General features: G+C 62.8%; 11 protein-coding genes and 1 pseudogene. All 12 read left to right on the top strand.

Going from position 1 to position 11856, the window contains the following annotated elements; translation table 11 throughout:
• Positions 1 to 28: 28 nt before the first annotated feature.
• Positions 29 to 1219 carry an NADH-quinone oxidoreductase subunit D gene (locus tag VN004_RS18475; RefSeq protein WP_325613164.1) on the top strand — a complete coding sequence of 397 codons (1191 nt, stop codon included), beginning with the start codon at positions 29 to 31 and terminating at the stop codon, positions 1217 to 1219.
• Positions 1219 to 1968: an NADH-quinone oxidoreductase subunit NuoE gene (nuoE, locus tag VN004_RS18470; RefSeq protein WP_325613162.1), complete on the top strand. Its 750-nt coding sequence runs from the start codon at positions 1219 to 1221 to the stop codon at positions 1966 to 1968. Before VN004_RS18475 ends, nuoE begins: the two co-directional genes overlap by 1 nt.
• Positions 1968 to 3272 carry an NADH-quinone oxidoreductase subunit NuoF gene (gene nuoF / locus VN004_RS18465; RefSeq protein ID WP_325613160.1) on the top strand — a complete coding sequence of 435 codons (1305 nt, stop codon included), beginning with the start codon at positions 1968 to 1970 and terminating at the stop codon, positions 3270 to 3272. Before nuoE ends, nuoF begins: the two co-directional genes overlap by 1 nt.
• Positions 3273 to 3278: 6 nt before the next feature.
• The gene (locus VN004_RS18460; RefSeq protein ID WP_325613158.1) at positions 3279 to 3770 is read left to right on the top strand and encodes a hypothetical protein; all 492 of its coding nucleotides are present in this window, start codon (positions 3279 to 3281) and stop codon (positions 3768 to 3770) included.
• A 3-nt stretch (positions 3771 to 3773) separates the two neighbouring features.
• Positions 3774 to 4109 carry a hypothetical protein gene (locus VN004_RS18455; RefSeq protein ID WP_325613155.1) on the top strand — a complete coding sequence of 112 codons (336 nt, stop codon included), beginning with the start codon at positions 3774 to 3776 and terminating at the stop codon, positions 4107 to 4109.
• 19 nt (positions 4110 to 4128) lie between these two features.
• Positions 4129 to 6204, top strand: coding sequence for an NADH-quinone oxidoreductase subunit NuoG (gene nuoG / locus VN004_RS18450; RefSeq protein ID WP_325613151.1), 2076 nt, complete (start codon positions 4129 to 4131; stop codon positions 6202 to 6204).
• Between the two features lie 4 nt (positions 6205 to 6208).
• Entirely contained in the window at positions 6209 to 7234 is a 1026-nt protein-coding gene (gene nuoH, locus VN004_RS18445; protein ID WP_325613150.1) for an NADH-quinone oxidoreductase subunit NuoH, read from the top strand.
• A gap of 73 nt (positions 7235 to 7307) precedes the next feature.
• Positions 7308 to 7796, top strand: a complete 489-nt coding sequence (nuoI, locus tag VN004_RS18440) for an NADH-quinone oxidoreductase subunit NuoI (protein ID WP_325613149.1) — start codon at positions 7308 to 7310, stop codon at positions 7794 to 7796.
• Between the two features lie 6 nt (positions 7797 to 7802).
• A complete protein-coding gene (locus VN004_RS18435) occupies positions 7803 to 8411 on the top strand; it encodes an NADH-quinone oxidoreductase subunit J (protein ID WP_325613147.1) in 609 nt (202 codons plus the stop codon).
• Positions 8411 to 8719 carry an NADH-quinone oxidoreductase subunit NuoK gene (gene nuoK, locus VN004_RS18430; RefSeq protein WP_325613144.1) on the top strand — a complete coding sequence of 103 codons (309 nt, stop codon included), beginning with the start codon at positions 8411 to 8413 and terminating at the stop codon, positions 8717 to 8719. Before VN004_RS18435 ends, nuoK begins: the two co-directional genes overlap by 1 nt.
• 7 nt (positions 8720 to 8726) lie before the next feature.
• Positions 8727 to 10649, top strand: a complete 1923-nt coding sequence (gene nuoL, locus VN004_RS18425; protein ID WP_325613142.1) for an NADH-quinone oxidoreductase subunit L — start codon at positions 8727 to 8729, stop codon at positions 10647 to 10649.
• A gap of 2 nt (positions 10650 to 10651) precedes the next feature.
• Positions 10652 to 11856: pseudogene (locus VN004_RS18420) on the top strand (NADH-quinone oxidoreductase subunit M); the annotation flags it as partial.

Raw genomic sequence — 11856 nt, 5'->3', positions numbered from 1 at the left:
CACCGATCAGCCGCGGGACCGTTTGATTATGGCCGAGACCGAAATCCGCAATTTCAATATCAACTTCGGGCCGCAGCACCCCGCAGCGCACGGCGTGTTGCGCTTGGTGCTCGAGCTCGACGGCGAGGTCGTGGAGCGCGTCGACCCGCACATCGGCCTTCTGCATCGCGGCACCGAAAAGCTCATCGAGCACAAGACGTACATGCAGGCGATCGGCTACTTCGACCGGCTCGACTACGTCGCCCCGATGAACCAGGAGCATTCGTTCTGCCTTGCCGCGGAAAAGCTGCTCGGCCTGGAAGTGCTCTACCGGGCGCAGCTCATCCGCGTGCTCTACTCCGAAATCGGCCGCTTGCTGTCGCATCTTCTGAACGTCACCACGCAGGCAATGGACGTCGGCGCGCTCACCCCGCCGCTTTGGGGCTTCGAGCCGCGCGAACAGTTGATGGTGTTCTACGAGCGCGCGTCCGGCTCGCGCATGCATGCGGCCTATTTCCGGGTCGGCGGCGTGCATCAGGATCTGCCGCAGAAGCTGATCGACGACATCGAAGCGTGGTGCGATCCGTTCCTGAAGACGCTCGACGACATCGACAAGCTGCTCACCGGCAACCGCATCTTCAAGCAACGCAACGTCGATATCGGCGTCGTGTCGCTGGAAGACGCGTGGAAATGGGGCTTTTCCGGCGTGATGGTGCGCGGCTCCGGCGCGGTCTGGGACCTGCGCAAGAACCAACCCTATGAATGCTATGCCGAGATGGATTTCGACATTCCGATCGGCAAGAACGGCGACTGCTACGACCGTTATCTGATCCGGATGGAAGAGATGCGGCAGTCGGTTCGCATCATGAAGCAATGTATCGCAGCGCTGAACGCGCCTGACGGGAAGGGGCGCGTCTCTGCGGATGATCAGAAGGTCGTTCCGCCGAAACGCGGCGAGATGAAGCGCTCGATGGAAGCGCTGATCCATCACTTCAAGCTTTATACCGAAGGCTTCCATGTTCCGCCCGGCGAGGTCTATGCCGCGGTGGAAGCGCCGAAGGGAGAGTTCGGCGTCTATCTCGTCGCCGACGGCACCAACAAGCCTTACAAGTGCAAGGTCCGCGCACCCGGTTTCGCGCATCTTCAGGCGATGGATTTTCTCTGCAAGGGCCACATGCTGGCCGACGTCTCGGCGATCCTCGGTTCGCTCGACATCGTGTTCGGGGAGGTCGATCGATAATGGCCGTCCGTCGTCTCGCTCCGAAGGAATTGCAGCCGAAGGAATTTTCCTTCACGCCCGAGAATCTCGAATGGGCGCGCAAGCAATTGACGAAATATCCCGATGGCCGCCAGGCCTCCGCCGTCATTCCCCTCCTATGGAAGGCGCAGGAACAGGCCGGCGGATGGGTGCCGGAAGCCGCTATCCGCTACGTCGCCGATTTCCTCGACATGGCGCATATCCGCGTCATGGAGATCGCGACCTTCTACACGATGTTCAATCTCGCTCCGGTCGGCCGCTTCCATGTCCAGCTCTGCGGCACGACACCGTGCCGGCTGCGCGGCGCAGAAGATCTGATCCATGTCTGCGAGAAGCGGATCGGACATCAGTTCGACGTCACGCCGGACGGCACCTTGTCCTGGGTCGAAGTCGAATGTCTCGGTGCCTGCGTGAACGCGCCGATGGCGCAGATCAATTACGACTATTACGAGGACCTGACGCCGGAGATCTTCGAGCGCATTCTCGACGATCTTGCGGCCGGCAAAGAGGTGAAGCCTGGTCCGCAGATCGACCGGCAATTCTCCGCGCCGGTCGGCGGAGCGACCACGCTGCTCGAGCCTGCGCTTGAAGGTGCCAGCGCGCCGAAGACATCGGGAGCGGCGCTGACCGATTCTGATGCCAAGAAGCCGGGAGCCGCGGCGAATGTGCGCGAAGCTGCCGTGCCGAAACCGCCGATCGCCGACTCTTCCGACAAGAGGAAGAAGAAGTAATGCTCGCCGACAAGGACCGCATCTTCAAGAATCTCTACGGCCAGCACGACTGGGGCCTGAAAGGCGCGCGGCAGCGCGGCGCCTGGGATGGCACCAAGGGCATCCTCGAGCGGGGCCGCGACGGCATCATCAACGAGATGAAGGCGTCCGGCCTCCGCGGCCGGGGCGGCGCGGGCTTTCCGACCGGCATGAAGTGGTCGTTCATGCCGAAGGAAAGCAAGGACGGTCGCCCGAGCTATCTCGTGGTCAATGCCGACGAGTCGGAGCCGGGGACCTGCAAGGATCGTGAGATCATGCGGCACGATCCGCATCTGCTCATCGAAGGCTGTCTGATTGCCGGCTTCGCGATGGGCGCGGTCGCGGCCTACATCTATGTGCGCGGCGAATTCATTCGCGAACGTGAGCGCCTGCAGGCCGCGATCGATCAGGCCTATGAGGCGCGGCTGATCGGGAAGAACAACATTCACGGCTACGACTTCGACGTCTATGTCCATCACGGCGCCGGCGCCTACATCTGCGGCGAGGAGACCGCGCTTCTCGAAAGCCTCGAGGGCAAGAAGGGCATGCCGCGGCTGAAGCCGCCATTCCCGGCCAATGTCGGTCTCTATGGCTGCCCGACCACCGTGAACAATGTGGAATCGATCGCGGTCGCACCCGACATCATGCGGCGCGGGGCAGCCTGGTTTGCTTCATTCGGCGCGCCCAACAATGTCGGCACCAAGCTGTTCTGCATTTCCGGCCACGTGAACAAGCCTTGCAACGTGGAAGAGGCGATGAGCATCCCGTTCCGGGAGCTGATCGAAAAGCATGCCGGTGGCATTCGCGGCGGTTGGGAAAATCTCAAGGCGGTGATCCCGGGCGGCTCGTCGGTGCGCATGGTGCCGGCGGCGCAGATCATCGACTGCCCGATGGATTTCGATTCACTGGCCAAGCTGAAATCGGGTCTTGGCACCGCCGCGGTGATCGTCATGGACAAGTCGACCGACCTGATCCGCGCGATCGCCCGCATCTCGTATTTCTACAAGCACGAGAGCTGCGGCCAGTGTACGCCGTGCCGTGAAGGCACCGGCTGGATGTGGCGCGTGCTCTCGCGGATGGCGGAGGGGCGGGCGCACAAACGCGAGATCGACCAATTGCTCGACGTGACGAAGCAGGTCGAGGGGCACACCATCTGCGCACTCGGCGACGCGGCGGCCTGGCCAATCCAGGGTCTGATCGCGCATTTCCGTCATGAAATCGAAGAGCGTATCGACCAATACGCGGCGAATCCGCATCCCGATCCGGTGAGGGTGGCGGCGGAGTGATGGACCATGCCCTCGTCCGATATCCAGTGGTGGCAGCGCTACGGCAATGTCGCCCAGATTGCGTCCGCGGTCTTCGCGCTGGTGGGCTTTGCCGCAGTGCTTCTGCAGCTGAGCGAAATCCGGCACAACAATCGGGCGACCGGCGCACGGCAGGTCTATCTCGCCTATACCGACCTCAATTTCCGGCATCCGGAATACGCGCTGCCCGATCTTGCGAAACTCAAGTCGGGCGATCCGGCGGTCTTCGAGCGCTACAAGTCATTCGTATCGTATCTCCTCTATGCGTGCGACGAGGTGATGGCCGCGTTCCCGCAGCAGCTGGAATGGCGGAAATCCTGCGCCTACGAACTGAGGGAGCATCTGCCCTTCCTGTGCGAGACGCTGTCGAACGATCCGCCCTTTCTCGAAACCTTCGGTGGACGCAGCCTCGGCTTCGTCAGGGAGACGATGGAGCGCAACGGCGTTTCGCCTCCGGTCTGCCAGTTGAAGAAGACGTGAGACATGGCGATGGCTTACGACGTACCGCCGTCACCGCGGGACTATGTGCCTCCGCCGAAGCCGCGGATCCGCGCCGACGCGGATCGCAAACGGATCGGAATGGGCACGATTGCGTTCGGCGCAGTGTTTTTCATCGGTTCGTTCGCGTATTCGCTGCACAGCAGCTCAATGACGAAGACGCAGGCCTTCCTGACGACCTTTCCGCTGTTCCTGCTTTTCGCGGCGATCGGCGGCGCGATCTGGACGCAGGGCGCGGAGGGGATCAGGCCGATGATCGGGTATCTGTCCGCCGTCGTGAGCCTGTGCGCGCTGGTGGCCTATTGGTTGTGGGGAAAATGATGCCGCAGGAGTTCGCACGATGACCAAGCTTGTCGTCGACGGCATCGAGATCGACGTGCCGCCGGACTATACGCTGTTGCAGGCCTGCGAGGCGGCCGGCGCCGAGATTCCGCGCTTCTGCTTCCACGAGCGATTGTCGATCGCCGGCAATTGCCGCATGTGCCTCGTCGAGCTGAAAGGCTCGCCGAAGCCGGTCGCGTCCTGCGCGTGGGCGGTGCGTGACTGCCGTCCGGGCCCCAACGGGGAGCCTCCGGTCGTCAATACCCGTACGCCGCTCGTCAAGAAGGCGCGCGAAGGCGTGATGGAGTTCCTCCTCATCAACCATCCGCTCGACTGCCCGATCTGCGATCAGGGCGGCGAATGCGACCTGCAGGACCAGGCGATGGCCTATGGCGTCGACTCGTCGCGCTACTGGGAGAACAAGCGGGCGGTCGAGGACAAGTATATCGGCGTGCTGGTCAAGACCTCGATGAACCGCTGCATCCATTGCACGCGTTGCGTGCGGTTCACGACCGAGGTTGCCGGCGTTCCGGAGCTCGGCGCCATCGGTCGCGGCGAGGATATGGAGAACACGACCTATCTCGAGCAGGCAATGACCTCCGAACTGCAGAGCAACGTGGTTGATCTGTGTCCGGTCGGCGCGCTGACATCGAAACCCTATGCCTTCACCGCGCGCCCGTGGGAACTGAACAAGACCGAGTCGATCGACGTGATGGACGCGGTTGGCTCGGCAATCCGCATCGATACGCGCGGCCGCGAGGTGATGCGCATCCTGCCGCGCACCAACGAGGACGTGAACGAGGAGTGGATCTCCGACAAGACGCGCCACGTCGTCGACGGCTTGCGCGCCCAGCGTCTTGATTCACCGTACATCCGTGAGAATGGTCGGCTGCGCCCGGCCACCTGGAACGAAGCCTTCGCGGTGATCGCGCAGAAGGCGAGGGGCGTGAAGCCCGACCGGATCGGCGCGATCGCCGGCGATCTGTGCGCGGTCGAAGAGATGTTCGCGCTGAAGGATCTGATGGCGCGGCTCGGCTCGAAGAATATCGATGCGCGTCAGCGCGGCTCGATGATCGATCCGCGCTGGGGCCGCGCGGCCTATCTCTTCAATGCCACCATTCCCGGCATCGAGCAGGCCGATGCCTTGCTGATCGTCGGCGCAAATCCCCGCAAGGAAGCCGCGGTCCTCAACGCGCGCATCCGCAAGCGCTGGCGCATGGGTCATTTCCCGATCGCGCTGATCGGCGAGCATGTCGATCTGACCTATCCCTATCATTATCTCGGCGCGGGGCCTGACTCGCTCGGGCAGCTCGCGGAAGGGAAGGGCGATTACGCCGACATCTTCTACAAGGCCGAGCGTCCGCTGGTGCTGGTCGGCGCCTCGATCTTCACCCGCAATGACGGCGCGCGCGTCGCCGCGCTTGCGGCGCGGGTTGCGGTGGAATTCGGAGCCGTCTCAGACGTCTGGAACGGCTATTCGGTCCTGCATTATGCCGCCTCGCGGGTAGGTGCGCTCGATATCGGCTTCGTGCCGGGCGAGGGCGGCAAGACCGCCTTGCAGATGGCCGCGGGAGACGTCGATGTGCTGTTCTCGCTCGGCGCCGACGAGATCGACGTCGATCGCGGACCCTTCGTTGTCTATATCGGCAGCCATGGCGATGCCGGTGCGCACCGCGCCGACGTGATCCTTCCGGGCGCCGCCTATCCCGAGAAATCGGGCCTCTACGTCAACACCGAAGGCCGCGTTCAGATGGCGGCGCGCGCCGCGTTCCCGCCCGGCGATGCGCGCGAGGACTGGGCGATCGTGCGTGCCTTGTCCGATCATCTCGGCGCGCGGCTGCCTTATGACTCGCTCGCGCAATTGCGGCAGGGCCTGTTCGCGGCGTATCCGCATCTGCAACGCATCGGCACGATCACGCCGGGCGATGGGGCGGATCTGCGCCGGCTCGCGCAGCTGCCTGGCGCGCCCGACCGGGCGCCGTTCACCTCGGTGATCGAGGATTTCTACCTCACCAATCCGATCGCGCGTGCCAGCGCGGTGATGGCCGAATGCTCGGCGCTGGCCGAGCAGCGCGCCCTGACGGCGGCGGAGTAGGCGTATGGCGGACTTCTTCTGGACCTGGCTCTGGCCGCTGATCATCATCGTGGCGCAAAGCGTGCTGCTGATGGTGATCCTGCTCGTCGCCATCGCTTATGTGCTTTATGCCGACCGCAAGATCTGGGCGGCCGTGCAGATCCGGCGTGGCCCCAACGTGGTCGGCCCGTACGGGTTGTTGCAGTCCTTTGCCGATCTTCTGAAATTCGTGCTCAAAGAGCCGGTGATCCCGGCCGGCGCCAACAAGGGCATTTTCCTTCTCGCCCCGCTCGTGACCGTGGTGCTGTCGCTCGCGGCCTGGGCGGTGATCCCGGTCAATGCCGGATGGGTGATCGCCGACATCAATGTCGGCATCCTCTACATCTTCGCGATTTCCTCACTCAGCGTGTACGGCATCATCATGGGCGGCTGGGCGTCGAACTCGAAATATCCGTTCCTTGCCGCGCTGCGCTCGGCGGCGCAGATGGTGTCCTACGAAGTCTCGATCGGTTTCGTCATCATCACTGTGCTGCTCTGCGTCGGCTCGCTGAACCTGACCGATATCGTCGAGGCGCAGAACGGCCGCTACGGCCTGTTGAACTGGTACTGGCTGCCGCTGCTGCCGATGTTCGTCATTTTCTTCGTCTCGGCGCTGGCGGAAACCAACCGTCCGCCCTTCGATCTTGTCGAAGCCGAATCCGAACTGGTCGCCGGCTTCATGGTCGAATACGGCTCGACGCCCTACATGATGTTCATGCTGGGCGAGTATGTCGCCATCGCCACCATGTGCGCGATGGGGACGATCCTGTTCCTGGGCGGCTGGCTGCCGCCGGTGAACATCGCGCCCTTCACGTGGGTGCCGGGCGTAGTCTGGTTCACCCTGAAATGTCTGTTCATGTTCTTCCTGTTCGCGATGGTGAAGGCGATCGTGCCGCGCTATCGCTACGACCAGCTCATGCGGCTTGGCTGGAAGGTGTTCCTGCCGATCTCGTTGGCGATGGTCGTGATCGTGGCTGCAGTCCTTCAATTCGGGGGGCTGGCGCCGAAATGAGACAACATGTGACCCCGCCGGGAGTCTGTTGCGACCGCACGAAGCCGGCCGTCTCAGGCAGAAAGGCAAGACAATGAGGCTCGATCAGGCAGCACGCTCGCTTTTCCTCGCGGAATTCGTGCAGGCGTTCTTCCTCGGCATGCGCTACTTCTTCAAGCCCAAGCCGACCATCAACTATCCGTTCGAGAAGAATCCGATCTCGCCGCGCTTCCGCGGCGAGCACGCGCTTCGCCGCTATCCGAATGGCGAGGAACGCTGCATCGCCTGCAAGTTGTGCGAAGCGGTGTGCCCGGCGCAGGCGATCACCATCGAAGCCGGCCCGCGCCGGAACGACGGTACTCGCCGCACCACGCGCTACGACATCGACATGGTGAAATGCATCTATTGCGGGCTGTGCCAGGAAGCCTGCCCGGTCGACGCCATCGTCGAGGGACCGAATTTCGAATTCGCGACCGAAACCCGCGAGGAGCTCTATTACGACAAGGAGCGCTTGCTGGCGAACGGCGATCGCTGGGAGCGGGAAATCGCGCAGAACATCAAGCTTGATGCGCCGTACCGGTAACGAACGATGATCGCAGCGCTGTTCTTTTATCTGTTTTCGGCCGTGTGCATCGCCTCCGCGCTGATGGTCATCGCCTCGCGCAATCCGGTGCATTCGGTGTTGTACCTGATCCTCGCCTTCGTCAACGCGGCGGGCCTGTTCCTGCTGCTCGGCGCGGAGTTCCTGGCGATGATCCTCGTCGTCGTCTATGTCGGCGCGGTCGCCGTGCTGTTCCTGTTCGTGGTGATGATGCTCGATGTCGACTTCGCCGAATTGCGCGAGGGCTTCCTGCAATATCTTCCCGTCGGCGCGTTGATCGGGATCGTGCTGCTCGCGGAGATTCTCCTCGTCGTCGGCGCCTGGACGATCGGTGGTGCAACGCCACGGGTCGTCGCCGCGCCCATTCCGACGGACGTGTCCAACACCGAAGCCATCGGGCTCGTGCTCTACACGAAATACATCTACTTCTTCCAGGCGGCGGGGCTTGTGCTTCTGGTCGCGATGATCGGCGCGATCGTTCTGACGCTGCGTCACAAGGAAGGCGTCAAGCGCCAGAACATCTCGGATCAAGTCGCGCGCACGCCCGCGACCGCCGTCGAAATCCGCAAAGTCCAGCCGGGGCAGGGGCTGCAATAATGGTCATCGGGCTCGGTCACTATCTGTCGGTTGCCGCCATCCTGTTCACGCTCGGGATTTTCGGCATCTTCCTGAACCGCAAGAACATCATCATCATCCTGATGTCGATCGAGTTGATCCTGCTCTCGGTCAACATCAACTTCGTCGCGTTCTCGAGCTTCATGGGCGACATCGCGGGGCAGATTTTCGCGCTGCTCATTCTCACCGTCGCCGCTGCCGAGGCCGCCATCGGGCTCGCCATCCTGGTGGTGTATTTCCGCAACCGCGGTTCGATCGCGGTTCAAGACGTCAACCTGATGAAGGGCTGAGCCAGACATGTATCAGGCGATCGTCTTTCTTCCGCTGCTCGGCGCTCTGATCGCCGGCCTGTTCGGCCGGCTGATCGGCGCGCGGCCTGCCGAACTGATCACCACCCTGTTTCTGTTCGTCTCGGCGATCCTGTCCTGGATCGCTTTCGTGCGCGTCGGCTTCGGCCATATCGACGAGCGCGTCGTGCTATTCACGTGGATGCAGTCCGGCGATCTGAAGGTCGACTGGGCGCTGCGCGTCGACGCGCTGACCGCGGTGATGCTGGTCGTGGTGACGACTGTGTCGGCGCTCGTGCACCTCTATTCGATCGGCTACATGCACGAGGATCCGCACCGGCAGCGCTTCTTCGCCTATCTGTCGCTGTTCACCTTCGCGATGCTGGCGCTCGTGACGGCCGACAATCTCGGGCAGATGTTCTTTGGCTGGGAAGGCGTCGGCCTCGCCAGCTATCTGTTGATCGGCTTCTGGTACCAGAAGCCCGAAGCGAACGCGGCGGCCATCAAGGCCTTTGTTGTGAACCGCGTCGGCGATTTCGGTTTCCTGCTCGGCATCTTCTCCCTGTTCATGATGACGAGCGCGATCGATTTCGACACCGTGTTCGCGCAGGCGCCGGGCCTGACGGGCAAGACCATCAACTTCTTCGGCTGGCACGCCGATGCGCTGACGCTGATCTGCCTGTTCCTGTTCATGGGAGCGATGGGCAAGTCGGCGCAATTCCTGCTGCACACCTGGCTGCCCGACGCGATGGAGGGGCCGACCCCGGTTTCGGCGCTGATCCATGCCGCGACCATGGTGACCGCCGGCGTATTCATGGTGGCGCGGCTTTCGCCGCTGTTCGAACTCGCTCCGGTGGCGCTGATGGTGGTGACGCTGGTCGGCGCGGTGACGGCGCTGTTCGCGGCGACGGTCGGTCTCGTCCAGAACGACATCAAGCGGATCGTCGCCTATTCGACCTGTTCGCAGCTCGGCTACATGTTTGTCGCGATGGGCGTCGGCGCCTATTCGGTCGGCATGTATCACCTCTTCACCCACGCTTTCTTCAAGGCGCTCTTGTTCCTCGGCTCAGGCTCGGTGATCCACGCGATGCACCACGAGCAGGACATCCGCCACATGGGTGGCCTGCGCAAAAAGATCCCGCAGACCTTCTGGCTGATGGTGATCGGCACGCTGGCGCTGACCGGCTTCCCGCTGACCGCCGGCTATTTCTCGAAGGACGCCATCATCGAGGCCGCCTATGCGGGCCAGAACCCGATCGCACCCTATGCGTTCGCGGCGACAGTGATCGCGGCCTGCCTGACTTCGTTCTATTCATGGCGGCTGATCTTCAAGACCTTCTTCGGCGAACCGCACGACCATCATCATTACGAGGCGGCGCATGAGAGCCCGCTGGTGATGATGATCCCGCTCTATGTCCTGGCCGCCGGTTCGATCCTTGCCGGCTATCCGTTCTACGAATATTTTGCCGGCCATCACGTATCGGAGTTCTTCCGGCAGGCGCTGGCGGAGGGCAAGGGCATCCTCGACGCCATCCACCACGTGCCGCTTTGGGTGAAGGCCACCCCGTTCGTGATGATGCTGATCGGCTTCCTTGTCGCTGTGCAGTTCTATCTGCGCGATCCCGCGATCCCGGTGCGTCTCGCTCAGGACCATCAGATCCTGTACCGCTTCCTGCTCAACAAGTGGTATTTCGACGAGATCTACGACTTCATCTTCGTGCGGCCCGCCAAGTGGCTTGGCTACACGCTATGGAAGCGCGGTGACGGCTGGCTGATTGACGGCTTCGGGCCGGACGGCGTGTCCGCCCGCGTGCTGGACGTCACCCGTAACGTGGTGCGTCTGCAAACCGGTTATCTCTATCACTATGCCTTCGCCATGTTGATCGGTGCTGCCGTGCTGATCACCTGGTTCATGTTCTACGGGGCGCGCTGACCATGGCAACCTGGCCGGTTCTCTCCGTCACGACCTTCCTGCCGCTCGTCGGCGCTCTGTTCATCATGGCGCTGCGCGGCGATACCGAAGCCGTCAAGCGCAACGCGCGCTGGGTCGCGCTGTGGACCACGGTGATCACCTTCGCGGTGTCGCTGGTCCTGGTCTGGCATTTCAATCCGTCAACCGCCGAATTCCAGTTCGTCGAGAAGACGCGCTGGCTCGGCGGCTACGCCTCCTACCATATGGGCGTCGACGGCATCTCGATGCCGCTGGTGATTCTGACCACGGCCATCATGCCGCTCTGCATCATCGCGAGCTGGGACTCGGTGCAGAACCGCGTCAAGGAATACATGATCGCCTTCCTCGTCCTCGAGACGATGATGGTGGGCACCTTTGCCGCGCTCGACCTCGTGCTGTTCTACCTGTTCTTCGAGGCCGGCCTGATTCCGATGTTCCTGATCATCGGCATCTGGGGCGGCCCGCGCCGGGTCTATGCGAGCTTCAAGTTCTTCCTCTACACGCTGCTAGGCTCGGTGCTGATGCTGCTCGCCATCATGGCGATGTACTGGAGCGCGGGCACGACCGACATCACCGTTCTGCTCAAGCACGAATTCCCGCACCAGCTGCAGACCTGGGCGTGGCTCGCCTTCTTCGCCTCGTTTGCGGTGAAGATGCCGATGTGGCCGGTCCATACCTGGCTTCCGGACGCGCACGTGGAAGCGCCGACCGCGGGTTCGGTCGTGCTGGCCGCCATCCTCCTGAAGATGGGCGGCTATGGGTTCCTGCGCTTCTCGCTGCCGATGTTCCCGCTGGCGTCGGCGGACTTCACGCCGCTGATCTTCACGCTCTCGGTCGTCGCCATCATCTACACCTCGCTGGTTGCGCTGATGCAGGAGGACGTCAAGAAGCTGATCGCCTATTCCTCCGTCGCCCATATGGCTTCGTCACGATGGGTATCTTCGCCGCGACCGCACAGGGCATCGGCGGCGGCATCTTCCAGATGATCTCGCACGGCATCGTGTCGGGCGCTCTCTTCCTGTGCGTGGGGGTGGTTTACGATCGCATTCACACCCGCGAGATCGCGGCCTATGGCGGGCTCGTCGAACGCATGCCGATCTATGCGGCGGTGTTCATGCTCTTCACGATGGCCAATGTCGGCTTGCCGGGCACGTCCGGCTTCGTCGGCGAATTCCTGACGCTGCTCGGC

This window comes from Pseudorhodoplanes sp., assembly GCF_035565855.1.
In the GTDB taxonomy this organism is placed as follows: Bacteria; Pseudomonadota; Alphaproteobacteria; order Rhizobiales; family Xanthobacteraceae; genus Pseudorhodoplanes.
Note: the sequence above shows the minus strand (reverse complement) of the source record. Positions and strands in the feature narration are given on the sequence as shown.